The following is a 24,938-nucleotide window of genomic DNA, read 5'->3' as shown; positions in this document are numbered from 1 at the left end:
CGCACCTTTTAGTGGGCTAAACACGGTGGCGCGCATTGTATACCGCTGGCTATGTGCCGCACACCGCCTTACGGTCGCTTCGCGACCGATCGCAGCCTTCGGCAGCGACTACAAAGACACACATAATCTGTAGTCGCTGCCGAAGGCTGCGAAAAGGACCGAAGCACCTTTCTGCAATATTTTGCGAATAAAGGATCAGGCCACTCCCTCGTTAGCCATCTAGGTTAAACAAATACCCACTGCGTCGAGGGCAAAGGAATGCCACGAGTATTTACCAGCAACCAACTACTAAAAGGCCGCTACTCCGAACCTGGCCGTATTTACCTGCTCACAACCGTCACCGATCGCAGACGCCCGATTTTCAGCGATTTCCATTTAGGGCGTCTCGTCGTCACACAACTCAGGCAAGCCCATGACGAAGGCATCGTCCATTCAATCGCCTGGGTGGTCATGCCCGACCATTGTCATTGGCTGGTAGAGCTACGCCGTAAAACCCTGGGTGAACTGATGTGCCGCATCAAGTCGCGCAGCAGCGTCGCCGTCAACCGGGCCGCCCAATCCGCAAGCCGATTATGGCAAAAGGGTTACCACGACCGCGCTTTGCGCCAGGAAGATGACCTCAAGGCCGCTGCCCGCTACATCATCAAAAACCCGATCCGCGCCCAATTGACCACGCGGATCGGTGATTACCCCTTGTGGGATGCTTGCTGGTTCTAGGCCTGTGCCGTGCGTAGCTTCTCGCTACGCCCGCGCAGCCATTCAAGCGTAAGCAACAACACCACCGAAAACGCAATCAGCAAGGTCGCAGCCGCAGCAATGGTCGGGCTGAGGTTTTCGCGGATGCCGCTGAACATCTGCCGTGGCAAGGTCGCCTGTTCAGGGCCAGCCAGAAACAGGGTGACCACTACTTCATCAAACGATGTCGCAAAGGCAAACAACGCCCCCGAAATCACCCCCGGGGCAATGAGTGGCAATGTCACTCGGCGAAAGGCCGTCAACGGTGAAGCTCCCAGGCTGGCAGCCGCCCGAACCAGATTGTGGTTGAAGCCCTGCAATGTCGCCGACACGGTAATGATCACAAACGGCACACCCAAGACCGCATGCACCACGATCAGCGAGATGTAGCTGTTACCCAGTCCCAGCGGCGCAAAAAACAGGTAACTGGCCACACCAATGATCACCACCGGCACCACCATCGGCGAAATCACCAGGGCCATCACCAGTGCCTTGCCCGGAAAGTCACTTCGGGTCAGGCCGATCGCCGCCAGCGTGCCGAATACCATCGCCAGCACGGTCGCCAACGGGGCCACGATCACGCTGTTTTTCAGGGCACGCATCCACTCCGCTGAGGCGAAGAAATCCTGATACCAGTGCAGCGAAAAACCCTGCAACGGATACACCAGGAAACTGCCCGAGTTGAACGACAACGGAATAATCACCAGCACCGGTAAAATCAGGAACAACAGAATCAGCCCGCAAAGAATGCGCAAGCTGTAGAACCAGACCCGCTCGACGGGTGACATATAGGGGCTCAGCATGGCGCTCTCCTTAACTCAAACGCAGGCGGCTGGCGCCTACCAGCCAGTTGTACATCAGGTACAGCACGACGGTAGCCAGCAATAACAAGCCGCCCAATGCTGTGGCCATGCCCCAGTTGATGCTGGTGTTGGTGTAGAACGCCACGAAGTAGCTGACCATCTGGTCATTCGGGCTGCCGAGCAAGGCCGGGGTGATGTAGTAGCCAATAGCAATGATGAACACCAGCAAGCAACCTGCTCCTATACCGGCGTAGGTCTGCGGGAAGTACACCCGCCAGAAGCTCGCAAACGGATGACAACCCAGCGAGATGGCTGCACGCATATAGGTAGGCGATATGCCTTTCATCACGCTGTAGATTGGCAGGATCATGAACGGCAACAGAATGTGCACCATCGCGATGTAAACCCCGGTGCGGTTAAACACCAGCTCCAGCGGCTTGTCGATCAGGCCCATGCTGAGCAACGCGCTGTTGATCAGACCGCCTGACTGCAGCAACACAATCCAGGACGCGACCCGCACCAGCACCGAGGTCCAGAATGGCAACAGCACCAGAATCATCAACAGGTTGCTTTGCCGTGTTGGCAGGTTGGCCAGCAAATACGCCAACGGGTAGGCCAGCACCAGACAAATACAGGTGATCACAAAGCCCATCCAGAAGGTACGGGCGAAGATGTCCAGGTAGATCGACTGATCGGGAGTGGCCTGGGCGATTTCACCCAGATCATCGATGCGGTGATCGACCGCCGCCAGCAGATAAAACGCAGTCACACTGGAGCTGTTGCGCTTGATCGCCTGCCAGTACGCCGGGTCGCCCCAACGTTCATCAATCACTTCCATCGCATCTTTATAAGACTCAGGGGCCGCCTTGAATGGCAGCGCCTTGGCGGTTTTCATCAACAGGCTGCGATAGCCGGCCAATTCCATATTCAGACGCTTGGACAAATCGCCCAAGACTTGATTCTTGCGGGCTTCGGCCAAGTCTTCACTCAGGGCCTTGTACACAGGCTCGGCGGGCAAGCCCTTGCCATCCCAGCTCTCCACGGCAACCACCGTGCGCGGCAAACCTTCGACCACCTCCGGGTTACCGACACTTTTGTAGAGCAATGCCGCAATCGGTACCAGAAACACCAGCAGCAAAAAAATCACCAAGGGGGCAATCAGCGCCTGCGCCTTCCAGCGGTTGATCCGCTCGGCATGCGCCAGGCGCTTCTTCAAGGTGGGGCTGGAGACCTCGTTCAGGGGAACGGCGACGGCCATGGCGAACTCCGAAAAACTTTAAACGATGGCGGTGCGACCCAATGGATCGCACCGCATGTCAGCGCTGCTTACTTGGCAGCCCAGGCGTTGAAACGCTGTTCCAGTTGCTCGCCGTTGTCAGCCCAGAAGCTGACATCGATCTGCACCTGGTTGGCGATGTTTTGCGGGGCTGTAGGCATGTCGGCCTGAACCTCTTTAGGCAGCAATGGCATCGCCTCCTTGTTGGCCGGGCCGTAAGCGATGTTTTGCGAATAGACGCTTTGCTGTTGTGGCAGCAGGGTGAACGCCATGAACTTCTTCGCCGCGTCCGCCTTGGCTTTGCCCAGGCCTTTAGGGATGGCCCATGCATCAAAATCGTAGATGCCGCCGTTCCACACGATTTTCAGATTGCTTTCTTTTTGCACGGCAGCGATTCGACCGTTGTAGGCCGAGCTCATCACCACATCGCCAGAGGCCAGGTATTGAGGCGGCTGAGCGCCCGCTTCCCACCATTGAATGCTCGGCTTGAGCTCATCGAGCTTTTTAAAGGCACGGTTCTGACCGTCCTTGCTCGCCAGCACGGTGTACACATCCTTGGGCGCGACGCCATCAGCCATCAACGCGAATTCCAGGGTGTACTTGGCGCCTTTGCGCAGCCCGCGTTTACCCGGGAAGGTCTTGGTGTCCCAGAAATCCGCCCAGCTGGTTGGCGCGGTTTTCAGTTTGTCGGCGTTGTAGGCCAGAACGGTGGACCACACAAAGAAGCCCGCCCCACAGGACTGAATCGCGCCTTTGACGTATTGATCAGGATTGCCGAACAACGCCGGGTCCAGGGGTTCGAACATATCCTCGTCGCAACCGCGGGACAGCTCCGGAGATTCCACTTCTACCAGGTCCCAGGAGATGCTTTTGGTGTCGACCATGGCCTTGATCTTGGCCATTTCACCGTTGTATTCCCCGGCAATGATCTTGCCGTCGCCCTTGGCTTCCCAAGGGGCGTAAAACGCTTTGACCTGGGCGGCCTTGTTTGCGCCGCCAAACGACACCACGGTCAGATCGGTTGCGGCCAGTGCATTGGCCGCAAACATCAGGCCCAGACTTAAGGCCGTGAACTTGAAGGATGTATGCATTGTTATTCTCCACTGTGCAGGGTTGGTGAAGCCGGGGCGATCAATTCGCCTCTAAGAGAGGGTCCAGCGCACGTACATGTTCGACCTGCCAGCCCAGCGGCACGACGTCGCCGACGGCCAGGGTGGGGTCCAGCTCGGCAATCGGCTGTTTCACAAAGAAATCGTTCATGCCGCAGACTTCCAGGCGCACCCGGACGTGGTCGCCCAGGTAGATAAACTCCTCAACCCGACCCGAGAACCGATTGGCGCACGACTCGCTGGAACCATTGAGGCTGATACGTTCAGGGCGAATCGACAGGGTGACCGGATCACCTGTACGACCGACATTCACCGCCAGTGCCTGGACTTTCTCGCCCCGGCTCAGCTCGACTACGCAGCGATCGCCGTCCTGGCTGAGCAGGCGGCCATTGAGGCGGTTGTTCTCGCCGATAAAGTTGGCAACAAAAGTATTTTTTGGCTCTTCATAGAGCATGCGCGGCGGGGCGATTTGCTGGATTTCACCCTGGTGGAACACGGCAACGCGGTCGGACATGGTCAGCGCTTCACCCTGGTCGTGGGTCACGTAGACCACGGTCACGCCCAGGCGTTGGTGCAGGTGTTTGATTTCCATCTGCATGTGTTCGCGCAGTTGCTTGTCCAGAGCCCCCAAAGGTTCGTCCATCAGCACCAGCTGTGGCTCGAACACCAGCGCACGGGCCAGCGCCACACGCTGTTGCTGGCCGCCAGACAGCTGGGCCGGGTAACGCTGGGCGAAGGCGTCGAGCTGAACCATGCTCAGTACCCGCTTGACCCGCTCACTGATATCGGTTCGGTTCAGCCCGCGTACCGACAGGGGAAAGCCGAGGTTTTCGGCCACGGTCATGTGCGGGAACAGCGCATAGTTTTGAAACACCATGCCGATGTCGCGCTTGTGCGGCGGCACGTTATTGATCGAACGCCCGGCCAGCAAAATCTCACCGGCGGTTGGCGTCTCGAAACCGGCCAGCATCATCAGGCTGGTGGTTTTGCCCGAACCGGAAGGCCCGAGCAAGGTCAGGAACTCGCCTTTGCGAATCTCCAGATTGAGATCTTTGACGATCAGGTTTTCACCGTCGTAGCTCTTTTGCACGCCACGAAAGCTGACCAGAATCTCATCCGCCCCAGCGCTTGCACCGACCTCACTCATAACCACACCTTTTGTTTTGGACTGCCGTAGCCCAAGACTAAAGAAGCGGCTACCCCACAGAAATCGGGGGGTGAGAGAGATTCACATCAGGAGTCTGGAAGGCTTTGGGTAGGGATTGCCCTACAGAGATGTCGTGATCAGGATGGTGATCAGGACACCCGTACGCACTTGCTAAAGGCTGGCAGCCAAATATGTCGCAAACAGGCATAACCCTTGTCCCTGTAGTCGCTGCCGAAGGCTGCGAAGGGTTGCGGAGCAACCCGTTTTCTTGAAGACCCTGCGATCTCCTTCGCAGCCTTCGGCAGCGACTACGGGAACAAGGCAAGTCGTTACAACAACTTGTGCTCCATCGCGTATTTCACCAACTCGGCCAGCGACGTGACGTTGAGCTTTTGCATCAGGCGCGCCTTGTGGGTGCTGATGGTCTTGCTGCTCAGCGCCAGCTGCTGGGCAATGTCATTGACGTTAACGCCCTGGGCCAGGCGCTTGAACACCGAAAATTCACGCTCGGACAGCAAGGCATGCAAAGGGCGCGAATCGGTCAGGCCCACTTCAAACACCATGCGGTCAGCCAGGTCCGGGTCGATATAGCGCCCCCCTGCCGCCACCTTGCGGATCGCCATCAGCAATAGCGCCGGGTCGCTGTCTTTGGTGGCATAACCCGCCGCCCCAAACTTCAGCGCCCGCGCCGCCATTTGCGCTTCATCGTGCATCGACAACACCAGGATTGCCGGTGGATTGTTCAAGGCCCGAATACGCGGTATCGCCTCAAGGCCATTGACCCCGGGCATGGAGATGTCCAGCAGCACGACTTCGCACGGCACATGACGCAAGGTTTCCAGCAACTGCTCCCCATTGCTGGCCTCACCCACCACCAGCAGGTCTTTGGCCAGGCCGATCAATTGCTTGATCCCTTCACGCACAATGGTGTGGTCTTCCGCTACCAGTACACGAATCACGGGCAATTCCTCATCAACTTTTATCAACCAAAGGCACGCGTACAATCAGGGTCGTCCCCTCCCCCGGAACACTGTGCAGAGACAAGGTTCCGCCCAGCATCAAGACCCGCTCACGCATCCCCACGACGCCGAAGGACGTCGGCCTGCCAGTGTCAGGCACAAAGCCTTGCCCATCATCACTGATGTTCAGGCACAGCTCCTTGCCTTCCACACTCAAGGTCAGCTCAACCGTGTGCGCGTGAGCATGGCGCATCACATTGGTCAGCGCTTCTTGCAAGATACGAAACAAGCCCACTTCCTTGGCCGCTCCAAGCGGCGGCAAGTGCTCCGGCACCTGCACCAGACACGGGATGTGCGTGCGCGCTTCAAAGCGCCTGGCCTGCCACTCGATGGCCGAACTGATACCTGCATCCAGAATCGGTGGGCGCAGTGACGTGGCCACATCGCGCACCAACTGAAAGAGCTGGGCAATCAGCCTTTTCATGCTGTTGAGCCGCTCATTCAACCCCGGATCAAGCTGCGCGTAAGCCAGCTCGCACATCGAGGTTTCCAGTTTAAGCACCGTCAACATCTGCCCCAGCTCATCATGAACCTCACGGGCGATGCGCGCTTTCTCTTCTTCGCGCACACTTTCGAGGTGCGCCGACAATTCACGCAACTGCCCGCGGGAACTGTCCAGCTCAAGTTCAATGCGCTTGCTTTCGCTGATATCCCAGACAATGCCATCCCATACTACGGTGCCATCATCCAGGCGACGGGTTATCGCCTTGATTTCGGCCCAACGCTGCTGCCCCTGACGGGTCAATATCCGACCCTGCCATGACCAGTCACTGTCGCTGTCGAGCGCCATGTCCTGCACACGATGGTAGTCAGCCCTGTCATCAGGATGCACCAGGCTACGCAGGCCTACCTCGCGCAGGCGCAGTGTTGCCGGAGAAAAACCGGCAAGGCTTTCGCTGCCCTCACTGATATAGGGGAAATCCAGTTCACCCGTCAGCAACGAACGCTCCAGACGAAAGACCAGCCCCGGTACGTTGGCAGCAATGCCCTGCAAGCGCGCATCACTTTCTTGCAAGGCGGCCTGTACCCGGTGCCGCTCAGTGATGTCATTGAGGTACACGACCAAGTACTCCGACGTCTGAAAGCGCAGAAAGCTCAAGGTCACATCGGCGGGAAACTCACTGCCATCGGCCCGCACGCACAGGGTTTCACTGCGGTGAACACCCTCTTTGTGATTGCGCGCACGCCGCCACATATTCAGCCAACGGTCCATGTTCAGACCCGGTTCAAAATCGCTTAACGGTCGATCCAGCACGGCACCCGGCTGATAGCCGAGCATGTCTTCAGCCGCTCGATTGGCATAGCGCACGTGGCTGTCCCAATTGACCCACAAGATACCCACCGGGCTTTGGTCGATTGAGAACTGGCTCAAGCGCAGCGCCTGGGCACTGGCCGTGCGCACGACAAGATCTTCGCGGGCGCTGAGTAACGCGCGCTCCAGGGCCGTTTGCTGGCGACGCTGCCACACCACAATCGCCATGCTGGCCAGCAACAACGCACCCATCAGTAAACTCAGGTTCTGCCAAAAGCCGGGCGATGGCCCAAGGTGCGGATACTTGGGCTGCAGCCAGCGGCTGTGCAGTTGCTCCATGTCCCGCGCCGGGATCGCATGCAGCCCGCGCTCAACGATGTAGGCCAATTGGGGCCAGTCGCGGCGCGTCGCAACCCGCAACAGCTGCGGCAAGCCGACATCACCCACCACGGCCAGCTCCGCGAACTCCGGCTCGACCGACAAACGACTGAGCTGGGCCTCATCGATAACGGCATAAGTCGCTTGCTGACTGAGCAGCAGTTGCAGAGCCTGACGCTCCAGCGGCACACCTTGCAGGTTGAGGCCGGGGTAACTGCTGCGCAAAAAATCGGCCGTGGCGCTGGGCATGCGCACCGCGACCCGGGTCTGGCTGTCGACTCGTTCCAGGTCCACCGAACCGGTGCCATTACGTGTGCCCACCAACAACTGCGGCACACGCATGTAAGGATCGGAAAACTGCCACAACCGCAAACCGGCCGGGGTCTGGGTCAAGCCGGGCACAAGATCGATTTCTCCGGCGCGGGCAGCTTGCTCCAGTTGCGCCAGGTCCTGATAGTTACGCCATATCAGCTCAACATCCAGCGCCTGGGCCAGCCACTTCATCAGCTCGACGTTGGCGCCCGAAAGCTGCTGTAACCGTTGATCAAACTTGGCATAGGGCGCCTGCAAGACAAGCCCTACCCGAAGCTCCTTGTGCTGGGCCAGCCACTCGCGCTGATCCGCCGACAATTGGGCCGCAGGCACAGGCGCCGCATTGCCCATTAAGGGCAGCCATAACCAGCCGATAACCCACAGATAGCAAAAACGTCTCATCTAAACGCTCACACCCTGACAAATACTGATCAACCCATTACGCTGCCGGGACTACTTCTGGCCTGGAATCACTGATGTTTTCTTATCGTCTGGTACTACCGGCCTTGTACATGTCGCTGCTATTGCCACTCGCCTCGCCAGTGTTTGCAACAGAAGCCGAGGCCGAGGCCCAGCCCAAACCTGCCGTGCGTGAACCGCTGCCCGAGCGTAGCCAGGAAGACGCGGCGGCTCTTGAGCGACAGGTTCCGCAACACGAACAGCAACAGCTTCAAGCCCCGGGCGACAGCTTTCTTGCCCTCTGGAAACCCGCCAACAGCACCGCCCCTCAAGGTGCGGTGATCATCATTCCCGGGGCCGGTGAAACCGCCGACTGGCCGCTGGTTGTCGGCCCTCTGCGCAACAAGCTTCCGGACGCCAACTGGGCCAGCCTGAGCCTGAGCTTGCCGGACATGCAAAGCGAAGCCAGTCAGGCGCGGGAAGACGAACCAGAAAAAACTCCTACGACATTAGCGACAGACAGTAGCAGCAAAGCAGCCAGCACCACAGCCAAACCCATCGAGCAGGCGGCCAGTGCAGGCACCGAAAGCCCGGAGCCCGAGAGCATTGAAACCGTTGATGCTTTGAGCGAAGCGGATGCCGAGCGCATCTTTGCCCGCATCGACGCGGCCATCTCCTTTGCCCAGAAACAAAACATGCGCAGTATTGTTTTGCTCGGCCACGGCTCAGGCGCCTACTGGGCATCGCGCTATATCAGCGCAAAGCACCCGGCCCAGATTCAGAAACTGGTCATGATTTCTGCGCACACACCCGCCCAGGCAAAGTCAGAGCTGAGCCAACTGACACCCGCCCTCGACGTGGCACTGCTGGATATTTTCTACAAGGACCAGCCACTTGCCCGCGAAGCCGCCTTGCAACGATTGCAGGCAAGCAAGCGAGCCAACGGTTCGAATTTCAAGCAGGTAGGATTATTCGCCATCCCGGGAAATCGGGATGGCGAACAGGAGCAACTGTTTCGTCGTGTTCGCGGCTGGCTCAGCCCCCAGCCTGTGGACAAGTAAGCGCCGTTAAAAACCGTGCTGTTCACGGATAAAGGCGTAGGCCTGATGCAGCTCACGGGTTTTTTCCGTGGCCTCTCTTACCTGCAGCGTACTGGCACCTGTGCCAGCAACCTTGTCCGGATGGTGACGGCTGAGCAATCGTCGATAGGCACGTTTGATCTGCGCAGGATCACTGGTAGCCGTAACCCCAAGCAAGGTCAGCGATTGCTGATAAGTCCCGGCGCGAGTCGTCACCGGCTTTTTAGGGGCGTCATATTCGCCCCCCAGTGCCAGAACCTGTTGCCGTGTCCAGCCCAGCCAGCTCCCCCAGCGCGTGATCAACTCACGCTCCTGGGGCGCAACGCGGCCATCAGCCAGTATCATCCGCCAGCAGGCGCGCAACACACCTTCTGCCGCATGGGGCTGAGCTTTAAGACGCCGCAGGTAGCCGCGCAACGAATCATTACCTGACTTGCCGCGATTGAACGCCGCAATGGCACGCTTCTGGGCTGCGGGCTCCATGTCGAGCTGACGCATTTCAAGCCGCGCCTGCTCGATGTGCCTGTCCACGACTCGCCCTCCACTTTTCGCCAGTCGACCGAGCAGCACAAATAACAGCTCATCGTTGCGCAACACCGGCCGGGCACCCAGGCGCTCAAGCAAATGCGCCCAACTGTGCAGCTGCAAGCGCCGGTCCAGCGCTTGCCCCAATAAAGCCCCGAGCATGGCCCCCGGAATGCTGGCTATAAAAAAACCCGCTCCGGCTCCAACGAGAGTCCCTGGCCACAGCATTTTAGCGGGAGCTCTCAATCAGCGACTCGACCTCGGCCAGACGTTCATGTGTGCCCACATCGACCCAGTGCCCGAGCAAACGCTCACCCGTTACTTGCCCTGCAACCATCGCCTTGCGCAACAGAGGTGCCAGCTTGAAAGCACCTGCCGTGCATTCCCTGAACAACTCCGGGTGGAGCACGGCAATACCGCTGTAGGTCAACGTATCGCTACCTGGCACACCATCTTCAACCTGCTTGCCGTTCAGGCAGAAATCACCGGTGGGGTGATGCGCCGGGTTATCCACCAATACCAGGTGGGCCAGCCCCGTCAGCGGTTGACGCAAGGCGCCAAAGTCGTAATCGGTCCAGATATCACCGTTCACTACCGCAAAAGGTTCAGTACCCAACAATGGCAACGCCTTGAAAATCCCGCCACCGGTTTCAAGTGGCTCGCCCTCAGGGGAGTAACGGATGCTGACGCCAAAGCGCGAACCGTCCCCCAGGTGATCTTCAATTTGCTGGCCCAGCCAAGCGTGATTGATCACGATCTCGGTAAACCCCGCCGCCGCCAGTGCCCGCAAGTGGTACTCGATAAGTGGCACACCGCCAGCGCAAATCAATGGCTTTGGTGTGTGCAGGGTCAGTGGCCGCAAGCGCTCGCCCTTGCCGGCAGCCAGAATCATCGCTTTCATGCATCGGCCTCGCTGACGAGTCCAAGGCTGGCGAACAGCTCACCCAACTCGGCCAACTCAGGACGCCGCGCCAACACGCCTTCTATATAAGAGAAGAAGCGCGGTACATCGGCCAGGTAGCGCGGTTTGCCATCACGGTGACAAATGCGGGCAAAAATGCCGATCACTTTCAAGTGCCGCTGCACACCCATCAGGTCGCTGGCGCGCAGGAACTCTTCAAAGTTCGATTGCACCGGGATGCCCAGGGGCAATGCCAGCTTCCAGTAATCCTGCAGCCAGGCACGCACGCGCTCTTCGGGCCAGCTCAGAAAGGCGTCCTTGAACAGGCAGGTGATGTCATACGTCACCGGGCCATACACGGCGTCCTGAAAGTCCAGCACACCGGGATTGGGAATACTGAGCATCAGGTTGCGTGGCATAAAGTCGCGGTGCACCAGCACCTTGGGCTGTGCCAGCGCACTGTCGATCAGCAGTGTGCTGACCCGTTGCCAGGCAGCCAGTTGCTGTTCATTGAAGTCAACACCCAGGTGAGCCCGTACGTACCACTCGGGGAACAGCTCAAGCTCGCGGCGCAACAAGGCCACGTCATAGCTGGGCAACGGCTCGACCATCGGCAGTTGCTGAAACGCCAGCAAGGCTTCGATCGCATCCTTGAACAGCTCATCGGCATTGGTGCTGTTAATCACGTCGAGAAAGGTTTTATTGCCCAGATCGTTGAGCAAAAGAAAGCCGCGATCGAGGTCCTGGGCATAAACTTTCGGTACGTTTATCTGGCAAGTACGCAACAAATCGGCAATATCGACGAAAGGTTTGCAGTTTTCCTGGGGCGGCGGCGCATCCATGACGACAAAACTGCGACCCTCGCCTTCCCAGCGAAAATAGCGTCTGAAACTCGCATCGCTACTGGCAGCAGTCAGCGTGGCCGGGGGCACAGCACCCCACCCCTCATTCGCGAACAAGGTTGCCAACTGCTCATCCAGCCAAACTTTCAGGTGTTGCAAGCGTACATCTTGGTCAGGCATTACAAGGGTCTCCGACGGTGCTAGCCGTCAAGCGGGTCATGCTTTATTATCCAGAATCTTTTCCAGACCATCGATAGGCGTGCGGTCCCCCACCGCGGGCTGATGGCACGCAGGAAGCCCGGACTAATAAGATGGCATTGAAATCCCCCGCGTTTCGTAAAAAATTTCCGTTGCTGGTAACCGGCAGTTTGCTGGCCATGCAACCTCTAGCCACGCCGTTCGCGTTTGCCGAGGAGCAGTATGACTGTTCCGTGTCGGCTTCGGGTGGCTGGGATTGCGCACCAAAAAACAGCGTGCCGCAACTGCCACCGCGTCCGGCCCATGCCGACGGGTCTGTAGGTGCAAGCGGTGAAACCAGCGAGCAGGTCAAACAGGCCCCGCTGGTGACTGAGGCCAAAGGCCGTGCGCTAAAAGCGCGCAGTGACGACTACAGCCATCTCGACTGGGTGCCACGTGACAAACTGACCGCAGCGCAACTGGCCGAAACCGGTCCGTACTGCGCCGGTTCGTACGTAGAGCCCATCCGTCCGGGCATGAACGACACGACCAGCAAAAGCGATTCCCCGACCTTTATCGGCGCCAAGGCCTCCCGCTATCAGCAGGAAGAGCAGGTCGCGACCCTGGCCGGTGACGTCGTAATGCGTCAGGGCAGCATGCAGATCGAAGCCGACGAAGCCAGCCTGTATCAGGCTGAAAGCCGTGGCGAACTCAATGGCAAGGTTCGCCTGCGCGACAACGGGGCCCTGATCGTAGGCGACCACGCCGATGTTCAACTGGATACGGGTGCGGCCAAGGTCGACAACGCCGAATACGTGCTGCACAAGTCGCGCATTCGCGGCAGTGCGCTGTACGCCAAGCGTGCCGAAGACTCGATCATCCGCCTCAAGGATGGTACGTACACCACGTGCGAACCCAGCAGCAACGCCTGGCAACTCAAGGGCAACAACATCACGTTGAACCCGGCTACCGGTTTCGGTACGGCGACCAACGTGACGCTGCGGGTCAAGGACATTCCGGTGTTCTACACCCCGTACATCTACTTCCCGATCGACGATCGCCGTCAGTCCGGTTTCCTGCCGCCGTCCTTCAGCAGCAGCTCCGACACCGGCTTCATGCTCGTGACCCCGTACTACTTCAACCTGGCACCCAACTACGATGCCACGTTGTACCCGCGCTACATGACCAAGCGCGGCTTGTTGATGGAAGGCGAGTTCCGTTACCTGACCGAGTCCAGCGAAGGCCAGTTCGGTGCCGCGTACCTCAACGACGATAACGACGACCGCAAGCGCCAGACCGACTACACCGACAAGCGCTACATGCTCAACTGGCAGCACAAGAGTGGCCTCGATTCCCGTGTACTGACCGAAGTCGACTACACCAAAATCAGCGACCCGTATTACTTCCAGGACCTGGAAAGTGATCAGATCGGCGTTGAAAGCCGTGATTACGTTAACCAGCAAGGTGCCGTCAGCTATCGTGGCGACAGCTATACCGCCAAGCTGAACGCACAGGCCTATCAACTGGCCACTGTTACTCAGATCACGCCTTACAACATGCTGCCGCAACTGACCCTTAATGGTGAACTGCCACAGCAACCGGGCGGCCTGAACATCGCCTACAACACCGAGCTGGTTCGATTCGATCGCGATCTGGAAAACGGGTTGTTCTACGACCAAGACGGCCTACCATCCAAACGACTTGATACCAATGTTGAAGGCCTTGCCCGAGCCAACGGCACACGTATGAACCTTGCCCCGAGTGTCAGCCTGCCGCTGAACTGGAGCTACGGCTACCTCACGCCGTCCCTCAAGTACATGTACACCCAGTACGACCTGGATCTGGATGGCACCGGCAAGAGTGACATTGTTAAAGCGCAAGCCTTAGCTGCGGCAAATGGAACAACTTACAAGGGCGGCGTTTACAAAGGTTCTCAGAACCGCAGCGTACCAATTGCAAGCGTCGACAGCGGGCTGTACTTCGATCGCAACACCAACTGGTTCGGCACCAACTACCGCCAGACCCTGGAGCCGCGTGCGTTCTATCTGTATGTCCCTGAGCGCAATCAGGACAACATCCCGATTTTCGACACCAGCGAAAGCACCTTCAGCTATTCCTCGCTGTGGCGTGACAACCGCTTCACCGGCACTGACCGCGTCGGCGACGAGAACAAGCTGTCGTTGGGTCTGACCAGCCGCCTGATCGAAGACAACGGTTTCGAGCGTCAACGCATCAGCGTGGGCCAGGCCTATTACTTCAAGGACCGCAAGGTTCAGTTGCCTGGCATTGAAGACGACCGCAAGGATTCAACTTCCAGCATGTCGCCGTATGCGCTGGAGTACGCCTATCGCTTCAACCGCGACTGGCGTGCCACTGCCGACTACAACTGGGACCCGGAAAGCCGCAGCCCGCGTTCTGGCAGTGCGATGATGCACTACCAGCCCGAAGACAACCCGAACAAGGTCGTCAACATCGGCTATCGCTATCGCAACGACCAGGTTCGCTACGACCAGTACACCGGCAAATGGATCGTTGGCGGTGGCGATTTCGGCACCAAGGGTGAGCCCGGTTATGTTAAGGATTACTACAAAATCCAGCAGCACGACTTCTCGGTTATCTGGCCGATCGTGCCTCAATGGAATGCCATCAGCCGCTGGCAGTACGACTACAACCGCAACCGTACCCTGGAAGCCTTCGGTGGTTTCGAGTACGACAACTGCTGCTGGAAGCTTCGTCTGATCAGCCGTTATTGGGTATCCAACGACGAGTACACCCAAGAAGCCCCTCTTAACGAGAAGGGCGACCATGGTCTCTTCCTCCAAGTTGTGCTGAAAGGTCTCGGTGGCGTTGTTGGCACCAAAGTAGAGAGCTTCCTCGACAAAGGCATCCAAGGTTATCGTGAACGTGAAGATCAAGCTTTCTGAGTGTCTGCGCCCGCTAATGCTGGGCGCGTTGTTCCTGGGTACTGCAGCCAGCGCTGCGGTACAACCCCTGGATAAAGTGGTGGCCATTGTCGATAACGACGTGATCATGCAGAGCCAACTGGATCAGCGCGTCCACGAAGTTCAGCAAACCATCGCCAAGCGTGGCCAGGGTGTTCCCCCTGCCAGCGTTCTGGACCAGCAGGTGCTTGAACGCCTGATCGTCGAAAACCTGCAACTGCAGATCGGCGAGCGTTCAGGCATCCGTATCACGGATGAAGAACTGAACCAGGCCATCGGCACCATTGCCCAGCGCAATAACATGACCATCGAACAGTTCCGCCAGGCTTTGGCCCGCGACGGCCTGTCTTATGAAGATGCCCGCGAGCAGGTACGTCGCGAGATGATCATCAGCCGTGTGCGTCAACGCCGTGTGGCTGAGCGCATCCAGGTAACGGATCAGGAAGTGAAAAACTTCCTGGCTTCGGATCTGGGCAAAATGCAGATGTCCGAAGAATACAACCTGGCCAACATCCTGATTCCAACGCCTGAGAGCGCGAGTTCAGATGCCATCCAGAACGCCGCCAAGCAAGCCGAAGATGTCTACAACAAGCTCAAGCAAGGCGCGGACTTCGGGCAAATGGCTATCGCTCGCTCCGGCAGCGACACTGCACTGGAAGGCGGCGACATGGGCTGGCGTAAAGCAGCTCAACTGCCACCTCCTTTTGACCGCATGCTCAGCGAGATGCCTGTGGGTGACGTAACACCGCCAGTGCGTACGCCTGGCGGCTTCATCATCCTCAAGCTGAATGCAAAACGCGGCGGCGAAACAGTGGTTGTGGACGAAGTGCATGTTCGCCACATCCTGATCAAACCAAGCGAAATTCGCAGCGAAGCGGCCACCAAGGCGCTGGCAGAGAAACTTTACGAGCGCATCAGCGCCGGCGAAGACTTTGCAGAATTGGCTAAAAACTACTCCGAAGACCCGGGTTCCGCTCTTAACGGCGGCGATCTGAACTGGGTTGACCCCAACTCGCTGGTACCCGAGTTCCGCGAAGCAATGGCCGACACACCACAAGGCGTGCTGTCCAAACCCTTCAAAAGCCAATACGGCTGGCATGTACTGGAAGTCCTTGGCCGTCGCGCCACTGACAGCACCACCCAGGCACGCGAGCAACAGGCAATGAACGCTTTGCGTAACCGCAAGTACGACGAAGAGCTGCAATCCTGGCTGCGTCAGATCCGCGACGAAGCCTACGTTGAAATCAAGCTGCCAGGCGCAACCGGAACTGACAGCGCAGATCAGGCCGCGCAGTGAAAGCACAGCGCTTTGCCCTGACACCCGGTGAACCGGCAGGCATAGGTCCAGACCTGTGCCTGCTGCTCGCCTCGCAGCAACAGCCACACCCCCTGATTGCCATCACCAGCCGCGACCTGCTCCTTGAGCGGGCAGCGCAGCTCGGTGTGGCTGTCAGCCTGCTGTCTGTAGGGCCTGGCAACTGGCCCGAACAACCGGCGCCTGCAGGCAGTTTGTACGTGTGGGATACCCCCCTGAATGCCACCGTCACCGCTGGCACGCTGGACAAGGCCAACGCAGCCTTTGTGCTGCAAACCCTGACCCGCGCCGCCCAAGGCTGCCTGAGTGGCAACTTTGCAGGAATGATCACCGCCCCCGTGCACAAAGGCGTGATTAACGAAGCGGGCATTCCGTTTTCTGGCCACACCGAATTCCTCGCTGACCTGACTCATACCGAGCAAGTGGTAATGATGCTTGCCACTCGCGGACTGCGCGTAGCTCTGGTCACGACTCACCTGCCACTTCGTCAGGTCAGCGATGCAATCACCTCCGAGCGACTGATGCGGGTTACCCGTATCCTGCACGCCGACCTGCAACAAAAATTCGGCATTGCCCAACCGCGTATCCTGGTCTGCGGGCTAAACCCCCATGCCGGTGAAGGCGGGCACTTGGGCCATGAAGAAATCGACATCATCGAACCAACCCTGGAGCGCCTGCGCAGCGAGGGCATGGACCTGCGTGGCCCGCTGCCTGCCGACACTCTGTTTACCCCAAAATATCTGGAACACTGCGACGCAGTGCTGGCGATGTACCACGACCAAGGCCTGCCCGTACTCAAGTACAAAGGGTTTGGTGCCGCAGTCAACATCACCCTGGGCTTACCGATTATCCGCACCTCTGTCGACCACGGTACCGCCCTGGATCTGGCAGGTAGCGGCAAAATCGACACCGGCAGCCTGCAAGTCGCCCTGGAAACCGCCTACCAGATGGCCGAGACCCGTATATGAACGAGCAATACCAACACAAGGCGCGCAAGCGCTTTGGCCAGAACTTCCTGCACGATGCAGGCGTTATTGACCGTATCCTGCGCGCCATCCACGCCAAGGCTGACGATCGCCTGCTGGAAATCGGCCCGGGCCAGGGGGCCCTGACCGAAGGCATTCTCAACAGCGGTGGTCAACTTGACGTCGTGGAACTCGACAAAGACCTGATCCCGATCCTCAATCGGCAATTCGCAGGGATGAGCAACTTCACCCTGCACCAGGGTGACGCGCTGAAGTTCGACTTCAAAAGCCTCAACGCTGCACCCCGTACTCTGCGAGTAGTCGGCAACCTGCCGTACAACATCTCCACACCGCTGATTTTTCACCTGCTGAAAAATGCCGACCTGATCCGCGACATGCACTTCATGCTGCAAAAAGAAGTGGTTGAACGCATGGCCGCCGGTCCTGGCGGTGGCGACTGGGGTCGTCTTTCGATCATGGTCCAGTACCACTGCCGCGTCGAACACCTGTTCAACGTAGGCCCAGGTGCATTCAATCCGCCGCCAAAAGTTGATTCGGCAATTGTCCGACTGGTGCCGCACGAAGTGCTGCCACATCCAGCCAAGGACCATCGACTGCTTGAACGCGTGGTTCGTGAAGCATTCAACCAGCGTCGTAAAACCCTGCGCAACACCCTCAAAGCCTTGCTCAGCAACGATGAAATCGAAGCCGCTGGCGTTGATGGCAGCAAACGTCCGGAGCAACTCGACCTTGCCGCCTTTGTGCGCCTGGCCGACAAGCTCAGCGAACAGCCTGTCGTAGCGCCCTCTGCCGACTGATTGCCGAGAAAAACGGGTACTGGGCCGGACGCAACGTCTGGCCTAGTACACGTTGTTTGGCCTAGACTCAGGCATCAGTTTTATCCCGAACTGTGTCTTCGCTTTCACGTAAGGCCTCTCGCATGCACGATCCCCGCTACCTGGTCGACGTCAGTGTCGTCACGCGTTACCTGCCAGAACAATCGCAGCCTGAACATCAGCGTTTTGCCTTTGCCTATACCATCACGGTGCGCAATAACGGCTCAATACCCGCAAAACTGCTGTCCCGGCATTGGGTAATCACCGACGGCGATGGCCATGTAGAAGAAGTTCGTGGCGCTGGCGTTGTGGGTTTGCAACCTACAATCGCCCCCGGTAGCGAGCACTCCTACAGCAGCGGTTCGGTCATCACGACCAAAGTCGGCACCATGCAAGGCAGCTACCTGATGCATGCCGACGACGGTCATGAGTTCAAAGCCGTCATTGCGCCCTTCCGCCTTGCGGTCCCCGGGGCCCTGCACTGATGGCGGTATATGCCGTTGGCGATCTGCAAGGCTGCTTGAAGCCTCTCAAACGCCTGCTCGAACGCGTAGCCTTCGCCCCTGACAGAGACAAGCTCTGGCTGGTGGGCGACCTGGTCAACCGTGGCCCGGAATCGCTGGAAACCCTGCGCTTTTTGTACCGCATGCGAGAATCACTGGTGTGCGTGCTGGGCAACCATGACCTACACCTGCTGGCCGTCGGCCATAACGCCGAGCGCCTGAAAAAAGGCGATACCCTGCGTGAAATCCTCCAGGCTCCCGATTGTGATGAACTGCTGAGCTGGTTACGCCAGCAACCTCTTCTGCATCACGATGCCGAGCGCAATATTGCACTGGTGCATGCCGGAATACCGCCGCAGTGGACACTGAAAAAAGCCCTCAAGTGTGCCAGTGAAGTTGAACATGCGTTGCGTGATGACAACCTCATCGGGCCTTACCTGGACGGAATGTACGGCAACGACCCTGCCAAGTGGGACAACGAGCTGACGGGCGTCACCCGTTTACGGGTTATCACCAACTATTTCACCCGGATGCGTTTTTGTACCCGAGAAGGCAAGCTCGACCTCAAAAGCAAAGAAGGCATCGGTAGCGCACCGCCAGGCTACGCGCCTTGGTTCAGTTATAAAGAACGCAAAACCCAAGGGCTCAAGATCATCTTTGGGCATTGGGCAGCGCTGGAAGGCAACTGCAAGGAGCCTGGCATCTTCGCTCTCGATACTGGCTGTGTCTGGGGAGGCGCCATGACTCTGCTCAACGTCGATACCGGTCAGCGCCTGATCTGCGATTGCGACGACCCGGCCCTTGCGGCGCCCTCCATCGCCCTGCAAACCGCCCCACCTTCCCAACCCTTGGGCGCCAGCTAACCGCGCCCGCTGTCAGGCCACAGGAACCTCCCCATGACCGAATTCAAACGTATCCCGCCAGAGCAGGCCCAGGCCTTGCGCGAACAAGGCGCCGTCGTAGTTGATGTGCGTGATCCACAGGCCTTTGCCGCCAGTCATATCAGCGGCGCGAAGCACCTGGACAACCACTCACTGCATGACTTCATCGCCAACGCGGACCTCGACGCCCCCCTGATCGTTGCCTGTTACCACGGCAACTCCAGCCAAAGCGCCGCGGCGTATTTGGTGAGCCAGGGTTTTAGCGAGGTCTACAGCCTTGATGGCGGCTTCGAGCTGTGGCGTGCAACTTATCCGAACGAAACCGCGCAAAGCACTGCCGAATAATATTTTTTTCAGCGCCAGCCCCCGGTATCAGAGGGCTGGCGCCCTTCCTGACCAACGGTCAGGCGCAACAATTCATGCATCTCGCCTTGACCTCCCGGATTACCAACTATCCTTTACCTCAGGCCATCCAAATCTGGGGAGAGCCGGTACACCGGCGAATGGATCATCGGTAGTAACTTCAAGGGCTTAGCCACCTTGATGGTGTCCTGGGGGGTACACAGCAGCTGAAATGCTGCTGCATGCCAGCACTCGAACTGACCGATCTATCGCCGACTCCACGTATCGAGCGAGGTGACGTCATGAGTATTTTTAGCCACTTCCAACAACGCTTTGAATCCACACGCCAGGAAGAGCTCACGCTCCAGGAGTATCTGGAGCTGTGCAAGCAAGACAAAAGCACTTATGCCTCTGCTGCTGAAAGGCTACTGCTGGCCATTGGTGAACCGGAACTGCTGGACACCTCAAACGACTCTCGTCTGTCACGAATCTTCTCCAACAAGGTGATTCGTCGTTATCCGGCCTTTGAAGACTTCCATGGGATGGAAGAATGCATTGACCAGATCGTCTCCTACTTCCGCCATGCTGCGCAGGGCCTGGAAGAGAAGAAACAAATCCTCTACCTGCTGGGCCCGGTCGGGGGCGGCAAGTCATCCCTTGCCGAAAAGCTAAAGCAACTGATCGAAAAGGTGCCCTTCTATGCGATCAAGGGCTCGCCGGTCTTCGAATCGCCTTTGGGGCTGTTCAACGCCACAGAAGATGGCGCGATCCTCGAAGAAGATTTCGGCATCCCGAAACGCTACTTGAGTACCATCATGTCGCCGTGGGCCACCAAGCGTCTGGCCGAATTTGGTGGTGACATCAGCCAGTTCCGCGTAGTGAAACTCTATCCCTCGATTCTCAACCAGATCGGTGTCGCCAAAACCGAACCCGGCGATGAAAACAACCAGGACATTTCAGCCCTGGTCGGCAAGGTTGATATTCGAAAACTGGAAGAATTCCCGCAGAACGACGCCGATGCCTACAGCTATTCGGGCGCGCTGTGCCGGTCCAACCAGGGCCTGATGGAATTCGTGGAGATGTTCAAGGCGCCGATCAAGGTGCTGCACCCACTGCTGACTGCCACTCAAGAAGGCAACTACAACAGTACCGAAGGTCTGGGGGCCATTCCGTTTACCGGTATCCTGTTGGCCCACTCAAACGAATCGGAGTGGCACACCTTCCGCAACAACAAGAACAACGAAGCGTTTATCGACCGGATCTACATCGTCAAAGTGCCGTACTGCCTGCGCGTCAGTGACGAAGTAAAAATCTACGACAAACTGCTGTTCAACAGCTCACTGGCCAAAGCCCATTGCGCACCCGACACCTTGAAAATGCTGGCCCAGTTCACTGTTCTTTCGCGCCTCAAAGAGCCGGAAAACTCCAACATCTACTCCAAGATGCGGGTATATGACGGTGAGAACCTCAAGGACACCGATCCGAAAGCCAAATCCATTCAGGAATACCGCGACAACGCGGGCGTCGACGAAGGCATGAACGGGCTTTCGACCCGATTCGCGTTCAAGATCCTGTCCAAGGTATTCAACTTCGATCCCCACGAAATTGCAGCAAACCCCGTTCACCTGCTCTATGTACTCGAACAGCAGATCGAGCAGGAACAGTTCCAGGCCGAAACCCGTGAGCGCTACCTGCGCTTCCTCAAGGAATACCTGGCGCCGCGCTACATCGAGTTTATCGGCAAGGAAATCCAGACGGCTTACCTGGAGTCCTACAGCGAATACGGGCAAAACATCTTCGATCGCTACGTGCTGTACGCCGACTTCTGGATTCAGGACCAGGAATACCGCGATCCGGAAACCGGTGAGATCCTTAACCGCGTAGCCCTGAACGAAGAACTGGAAAAAATCGAAAAACCGGCCGGCATCAGCAACCCGAAAGATTTCCGCAACGAAATCGTCAATTTCGTTCTGCGTGCCCGCGCCAACAACAACGGCAAGAACCCTACCTGGCTCAGCTACGAGAAGTTGCGCGTGGTGATCGAGAAGAAAATGTTCTCCAACACCGAGGACCTGCTGCCGGTTATCAGTTTCAACGCCAAGGCGAGCAAAGAGGACCAACAGAAACACAACGACTTCGTCACTCGAATGGTCGAACGCGGCTATACCGACAAACAAGTACGGCTGCTCTCCGAGTGGTACCTGCGGGTCCGCAAGTCGCAGTGAGGCAGCTGTAAGCCTCAAGCCTCAAGCTGCAAGGACCAGGCACGCGTAATTGCCTGGACTTGCAGCTTGCAGCTCACAACTTGAAGCTGCCCGGAGGGCCTAATGAGCTATGTGATCGACCGACGCCTCAATGGCAAGAACAAGAGCACGGTAAACCGTCAGCGCTTTCTGCGGCGCTACCGTGACCACATCAAAAAGGCCGTAGAAGAGGCCGTGGGCCGCCGCTCCATAACGGATATGGAACATGGCGAGCAAATCAGCATTCCCGGCCGCGATATCGATGAGCCGGTGCTTCACCATGGGCGCGGTGGCAAGCAAACCGTAGTTCACCCTGGCAACAAGGAGTTCACCAGCGGCGAACACATTCCCCGGCCTCAAGGCGGAGCGGGCGGCGGCGGTGGGCCCGGAAAAGCTGGCAATTCCGGCGAAGGCATGGATGAGTTCGTATTCCAGATTACCCAGGAAGAGTTCCTCGAATTCATGTTCGAAGACCTTGAACTCCCCAATCTGGTCAAACGCAACCTGACCGGAACTGACACCTTTAAAACCGTACGCGCCGGTATCAGCAACGAGGGCAACCCGTCTCGCATCAATATCATTCGTACCTTGCGCTCAGCTCACGCCCGGCGCATTGCCCTTTCAGGCAGCAGTCGGGCAAAACTCAGGGAGGCCAAGGCTGAGCTGGAACGATTAAAGCGCGAAGAGCCCGATAACTTCGGCGATATCAAAGCCGTAGAGGCCGAAATCGAGAAACTTAGCGCACGAATTCACCGCGTACCTTTCCTCGATACCTTTGACCTCAAGTACAACCTGCTGGTCAAGCAACCCAACCCCAGCTCCAAGGCCGTCATGTTCTGCCTGATGGACGTTTCTGGCTCCATGACCCAAGCCACGAAAGACATCGCCAAACGATTTTTCATCTTGCTGTACCTGTTCCTGAAGCGGAACTACGACAAAATCGACGTCGTGTTTATTCGCCACCACACCAGTGCACGCGAAGTGGATGAAGAGGAGTTTTTCTACTCAAGAGAAACCGGCGGCACCATCGTCTCAAGCGCACTCAAACTGATGCAGGAGATCATGGCCGAGCGCTACCCCACCAACGAGTGGAATATCTACGCAGCGCAAGCCTCTGACGGGGATAACTGGAACGATGACTCACCCATTTGCCGCGACATTCTGATCAACCAGATCATGCCATTCGTGCAGTACTACACTTATGTAGAGATTACACCGCGCGAACATCAGGCCCTCTGGTACGAATACGAACGCATCAGCGAGGCGTTTTCCGACACCTTCGCGCAGCAACAACTGGTCTCGGCCGGCGATATTTATCCGGTCTTCCGTGAACTCTTCCAGCGCAGGTTAGTGACATGACCGCCAAAGAGAATAAACGCCAACCCATCTCCACTGGCTCAGAGTGGACCTTTGACCTGATCCAGGCTTACGACCGTGAAATCGGTCGCCTGGCCGAACGCTATGCGCTGGATACCTATCCCAACCAGATCGAAGTGATTACTGCCGAACAGATGATGGACGCCTACGCTTCAGTGGGCATGCCGCTGGGGTATCACCACTGGTCCTATGGCAAACACTTTTTGAGCACCGAAAAGTCATACACCCGTGGGCAGATGGGGCTGGCCTACGAAATCGTCATCAACTCTGACCCGTGCATTGCTTACCTGATGGAAGAAAACACCATCTGCATGCAAGCACTGGTGGTGGCCCATGCGTGCTATGGGCATAACAGCTTCTTCAAGGGTAACTACCTGTTTCGCACCTGGACGGACGCCAGTTCGATCATCGACTACCTGGTGTTCGCCAAGCAGTACATCATGCAATGTGAGGAGCGCCACGGCATCGATGCGGTCGAAGACCTGCTCGACTCCTGCCATGCCTTGATGAACTACGGTGTAGACCGCTACAAACGACCCGATCCGATTTCAGCTGAAGAGGAACGCCGTCGCCAAAAAGAGCGCGAAGAGCATCTGCAAAAGCAGATTAACGATTTGTGGCGCACCATCCCTAAAAGCGCAGACAAACTAAGCGAGAAAGATAACGCGCGCTTCCCCGACGAACCTCAGGAAAACATCCTCTATTTCATAGAAAAACACGCGCCGCTGCTGGAGCCCTGGCAACGCGAAGTTGTGCGTATCGTGCGCAAGATTGCACAGTACTTTTACCCACAACGGCAAACGCAAGTGATGAACGAGGGCTGGGCTACTTTCTGGCACTACACCTTGATGAACGACCTCTACGACGAAGGCCTGGTGACCGAAGGCTTCATGATGGAGTTCCTCATTTCCCACACCAGCGTGGTGTTCCAACCCGGCTTTGACAGCCCTTACTACAGCGGCATCAACCCCTACGCACTGGGGTTTGCAATGTATTGCGACATCCGGCGCATTTGCGAACACCCAACCGACGAGGACCGTTACTGGTTCCCTGACCTGGCAGGCAGCGACTGGCTATCAAGCATCAAGTTCGCCATGAGCAGTTTCAAGGACGAGAGTTTTATCCTGCAATACCTGTCACCCAAAGTAATCCGCGATCTGAAATTGTTCAGCATCATGGACGACGATCAAAAAGACGACTTGCTGGTACCCGCCATTCACGACGAGAACGGTTACCGCATCATTCGTGAAACCCTGGCTGCCCAGTACAACCTGGGCAATCGTGAACCCAACATACAAATCTGGAGTATCGACCGCCGTGGCGACCGCTCCCTGACCCTGCGCCACCAGCAACATGACCGCAAACCCTTGGGCGAATCAACCGACGAGGTCTTGAAACACCTGCACCGCTTGTGGGGCTTCGATATCCATCTTGAAACACTGCAAGGCGACCAGGTCGTGAAAGTCCATCATGTCCCACCAAAAGGCGATCACGGCGACAATGATCGCGGCCGACTGGATATGGGCGCCATTCACCTGTAATGCACACAAGCCTCCGTTAACACGGCACACGCGCTATCC

21 protein-coding genes are annotated in these 24,938 nt (G+C 57.7%); 12 read left to right on the top strand and 9 right to left on the bottom strand.

Annotated features, from left to right (window positions below):
* Positions 1–258 precede the first annotated feature (258 nt).
* On the top strand, positions 259–717 hold the full coding sequence (locus VSQ83_RS01675; protein WP_219262882.1) for an REP-associated tyrosine transposase: 459 nt from the start codon (positions 259–261) through the stop codon (positions 715–717).
* Here the strand turns inward: VSQ83_RS01675 and VSQ83_RS01670 are convergent.
* The 6 genes from VSQ83_RS01670 to VSQ83_RS01645 form a co-directional block, all read right to left on the bottom strand.
* Positions 714–1,538: an ABC transporter permease gene (locus VSQ83_RS01670; RefSeq protein ID WP_133075319.1), complete on the bottom strand. Its 825-nt coding sequence runs from the start codon at positions 1,536–1,538 to the stop codon at positions 714–716. The two genes, VSQ83_RS01675 and VSQ83_RS01670, sit on opposite strands and share 4 nt — an antisense overlap.
* Before the next feature lie 10 nt (positions 1,539–1,548).
* Entirely contained in the window at positions 1,549–2,796 is a 1,248-nt protein-coding gene (locus VSQ83_RS01665; RefSeq protein ID WP_133075318.1) for an ABC transporter permease, read from the bottom strand.
* Positions 2,797–2,864: 68 nt separating this feature from the next.
* Positions 2,865–3,905 carry an ABC transporter substrate-binding protein gene (locus VSQ83_RS01660; protein WP_133075317.1) on the bottom strand — a complete coding sequence of 347 codons (1,041 nt, stop codon included), beginning with the start codon at positions 3,903–3,905 and terminating at the stop codon, positions 2,865–2,867.
* 40 nt (positions 3,906–3,945) lie between these two features.
* Positions 3,946–5,070 carry an ABC transporter ATP-binding protein gene (locus VSQ83_RS01655; protein WP_133075316.1) on the bottom strand — a complete coding sequence of 375 codons (1,125 nt, stop codon included), beginning with the start codon at positions 5,068–5,070 and terminating at the stop codon, positions 3,946–3,948.
* A gap of 329 nt (positions 5,071–5,399) precedes the next feature.
* Positions 5,400–6,029 (bottom strand): response regulator, encoded by a 630-nt coding sequence (locus VSQ83_RS01650; RefSeq protein ID WP_019823106.1) that lies wholly within the window; start codon positions 6,027–6,029, stop codon positions 5,400–5,402.
* Positions 6,030–6,042: 13 nt separating this feature from the next.
* A complete protein-coding gene (locus VSQ83_RS01645) occupies positions 6,043–8,433 on the bottom strand; it encodes a PAS domain-containing sensor histidine kinase (protein WP_326425143.1) in 2,391 nt (796 codons plus the stop codon).
* Positions 8,434–8,507: 74 nt separating this feature from the next.
* On the opposite strand from VSQ83_RS01645, the gene VSQ83_RS01640 reads away from it, so the two are divergent.
* Positions 8,508–9,491, top strand: coding sequence for an alpha/beta hydrolase family protein (locus tag VSQ83_RS01640; protein WP_326398577.1), 984 nt, complete (start codon positions 8,508–8,510; stop codon positions 9,489–9,491).
* Positions 9,492–9,497: 6 nt separating this feature from the next.
* On the opposite strand, the gene VSQ83_RS01635 is transcribed toward VSQ83_RS01640, so the two are convergent.
* From VSQ83_RS01635 to VSQ83_RS01625, 3 genes are read right to left on the bottom strand one after another with little or no spacing between them, the layout of a single operon-like run.
* A complete protein-coding gene (locus tag VSQ83_RS01635; protein WP_326427672.1) occupies positions 9,498–10,262 on the bottom strand; it encodes a TerB family tellurite resistance protein in 765 nt (254 codons plus the stop codon).
* Position 10,263: 1 nt separating this feature from the next.
* On the bottom strand, positions 10,264–10,935 hold the full coding sequence (murU, locus tag VSQ83_RS01630; RefSeq protein WP_326398578.1) for an N-acetylmuramate alpha-1-phosphate uridylyltransferase MurU: 672 nt from the start codon (positions 10,933–10,935) through the stop codon (positions 10,264–10,266).
* On the bottom strand, positions 10,932–11,957 hold the full coding sequence (locus VSQ83_RS01625) for an aminoglycoside phosphotransferase family protein (protein ID WP_133075312.1): 1,026 nt from the start codon (positions 11,955–11,957) through the stop codon (positions 10,932–10,934). Before VSQ83_RS01625 ends, murU begins: the two co-directional genes overlap by 4 nt.
* A gap of 131 nt (positions 11,958–12,088) precedes the next feature.
* Here VSQ83_RS01625 and VSQ83_RS01620 point away from each other — a divergent pair, with 131 nt between their 5' ends.
* From VSQ83_RS01620 to VSQ83_RS01575, 10 genes are all read left to right on the top strand, one after another.
* The gene (locus tag VSQ83_RS01620; RefSeq protein ID WP_326425141.1) at positions 12,089–14,878 is read left to right on the top strand and encodes an LPS-assembly protein LptD; all 2,790 of its coding nucleotides are present in this window, start codon (positions 12,089–12,091) and stop codon (positions 14,876–14,878) included.
* Positions 14,859–16,193 (top strand): peptidylprolyl isomerase SurA, encoded by a 1,335-nt coding sequence (surA, locus tag VSQ83_RS01615; protein WP_133075310.1) that lies wholly within the window; start codon positions 14,859–14,861, stop codon positions 16,191–16,193. Before VSQ83_RS01620 ends, surA begins: the two co-directional genes overlap by 20 nt.
* Positions 16,190–17,179, top strand: a complete 990-nt coding sequence (gene pdxA / locus VSQ83_RS01610) for a 4-hydroxythreonine-4-phosphate dehydrogenase PdxA (protein WP_326425139.1) — start codon at positions 16,190–16,192, stop codon at positions 17,177–17,179. Before surA ends, pdxA begins: the two co-directional genes overlap by 4 nt.
* Positions 17,176–17,994 (top strand): 16S rRNA (adenine(1518)-N(6)/adenine(1519)-N(6))-dimethyltransferase RsmA, encoded by an 819-nt coding sequence (gene rsmA / locus VSQ83_RS01605; protein WP_219262876.1) that lies wholly within the window; start codon positions 17,176–17,178, stop codon positions 17,992–17,994. The genes pdxA and rsmA overlap by 4 nt, the downstream gene beginning before the upstream one ends.
* A gap of 122 nt (positions 17,995–18,116) precedes the next feature.
* Positions 18,117–18,497 (top strand): Co2+/Mg2+ efflux protein ApaG, encoded by a 381-nt coding sequence (gene apaG, locus VSQ83_RS01600; RefSeq protein WP_133075307.1) that lies wholly within the window; start codon positions 18,117–18,119, stop codon positions 18,495–18,497.
* Positions 18,497–19,378: a symmetrical bis(5'-nucleosyl)-tetraphosphatase gene (locus tag VSQ83_RS01595; RefSeq protein WP_133075306.1), complete on the top strand. Its 882-nt coding sequence runs from the start codon at positions 18,497–18,499 to the stop codon at positions 19,376–19,378. The genes apaG and VSQ83_RS01595 overlap by 1 nt, the downstream gene beginning before the upstream one ends.
* A 33-nt stretch (positions 19,379–19,411) precedes the next feature.
* Positions 19,412–19,741 (top strand): thiosulfate sulfurtransferase GlpE, encoded by a 330-nt coding sequence (gene glpE / locus VSQ83_RS01590; protein ID WP_019823082.1) that lies wholly within the window; start codon positions 19,412–19,414, stop codon positions 19,739–19,741.
* Positions 19,742–20,040: 299 nt separating this feature from the next.
* Positions 20,041–21,963 (top strand): PrkA family serine protein kinase, encoded by a 1,923-nt coding sequence (locus VSQ83_RS01585; protein ID WP_019823081.1) that lies wholly within the window; start codon positions 20,041–20,043, stop codon positions 21,961–21,963.
* Between the two features lie 102 nt (positions 21,964–22,065).
* The gene (locus VSQ83_RS01580; RefSeq protein WP_133075305.1) at positions 22,066–23,340 is read left to right on the top strand and encodes a YeaH/YhbH family protein; all 1,275 of its coding nucleotides are present in this window, start codon (positions 22,066–22,068) and stop codon (positions 23,338–23,340) included.
* Positions 23,337–24,899 carry a SpoVR family protein gene (locus VSQ83_RS01575; RefSeq protein ID WP_219262874.1) on the top strand — a complete coding sequence of 521 codons (1,563 nt, stop codon included), beginning with the start codon at positions 23,337–23,339 and terminating at the stop codon, positions 24,897–24,899. The genes VSQ83_RS01580 and VSQ83_RS01575 overlap by 4 nt, the downstream gene beginning before the upstream one ends.
* The last annotated feature ends 39 nt before the right edge of the window (positions 24,900–24,938 follow it).

It is taken from the genome of Pseudomonas sp. DSV-1, from assembly GCF_035830915.1.
Lineage (GTDB): Bacteria > Pseudomonadota > Gammaproteobacteria > Pseudomonadales > Pseudomonadaceae > Aquipseudomonas.
The sequence above is the reverse complement of the archived record's forward strand: the minus strand, read 5'-3'. Positions and strand labels throughout refer to the sequence as shown.

Coding starts and splice junctions, on each gene's coding strand:
- VSQ83_RS01675 (WP_219262882.1), top strand. CDS start 259: ATGCCACGAGTATTTACCAGCAACCAACTACTAAAAGGCCGCTACTCC.
- VSQ83_RS01670 (WP_133075319.1), bottom strand. CDS start 1,538: ATGCTGAGCCCCTATATGTCACCCGTCGAGCGGGTCTGGTTCTACAGC.
- VSQ83_RS01665 (WP_133075318.1), bottom strand. CDS start 2,796: ATGGCCGTCGCCGTTCCCCTGAACGAGGTCTCCAGCCCCACCTTGAAG.
- VSQ83_RS01660 (WP_133075317.1), bottom strand. CDS start 3,905: ATGCATACATCCTTCAAGTTCACGGCCTTAAGTCTGGGCCTGATGTTT.
- VSQ83_RS01655 (WP_133075316.1), bottom strand. CDS start 5,070: ATGAGTGAGGTCGGTGCAAGCGCTGGGGCGGATGAGATTCTGGTCAGC.
- VSQ83_RS01645 (WP_326425143.1), bottom strand. CDS start 8,433: ATGAGACGTTTTTGCTATCTGTGGGTTATCGGCTGGTTATGGCTGCCC.
- VSQ83_RS01640 (WP_326398577.1), top strand. CDS start 8,508: ATGTTTTCTTATCGTCTGGTACTACCGGCCTTGTACATGTCGCTGCTA.
- VSQ83_RS01635 (WP_326427672.1), bottom strand. CDS start 10,262: ATGCTGTGGCCAGGGACTCTCGTTGGAGCCGGAGCGGGTTTTTTTATA.
- murU (WP_326398578.1), bottom strand. CDS start 10,935: ATGAAAGCGATGATTCTGGCTGCCGGCAAGGGCGAGCGCTTGCGGCCA.
- VSQ83_RS01625 (WP_133075312.1), bottom strand. CDS start 11,957: ATGCCTGACCAAGATGTACGCTTGCAACACCTGAAAGTTTGGCTGGAT.
- VSQ83_RS01620 (WP_326425141.1), top strand. CDS start 12,089: ATGGCATTGAAATCCCCCGCGTTTCGTAAAAAATTTCCGTTGCTGGTA.
- rsmA (WP_219262876.1), top strand. CDS start 17,176: ATGAACGAGCAATACCAACACAAGGCGCGCAAGCGCTTTGGCCAGAAC.
- apaG (WP_133075307.1), top strand. CDS start 18,117: ATGCACGATCCCCGCTACCTGGTCGACGTCAGTGTCGTCACGCGTTAC.
- VSQ83_RS01595 (WP_133075306.1), top strand. CDS start 18,497: ATGGCGGTATATGCCGTTGGCGATCTGCAAGGCTGCTTGAAGCCTCTC.
- glpE (WP_019823082.1), top strand. CDS start 19,412: ATGACCGAATTCAAACGTATCCCGCCAGAGCAGGCCCAGGCCTTGCGC.
- VSQ83_RS01585 (WP_019823081.1), top strand. CDS start 20,041: ATGAGTATTTTTAGCCACTTCCAACAACGCTTTGAATCCACACGCCAG.
- VSQ83_RS01580 (WP_133075305.1), top strand. CDS start 22,066: ATGAGCTATGTGATCGACCGACGCCTCAATGGCAAGAACAAGAGCACG.
- VSQ83_RS01575 (WP_219262874.1), top strand. CDS start 23,337: ATGACCGCCAAAGAGAATAAACGCCAACCCATCTCCACTGGCTCAGAG.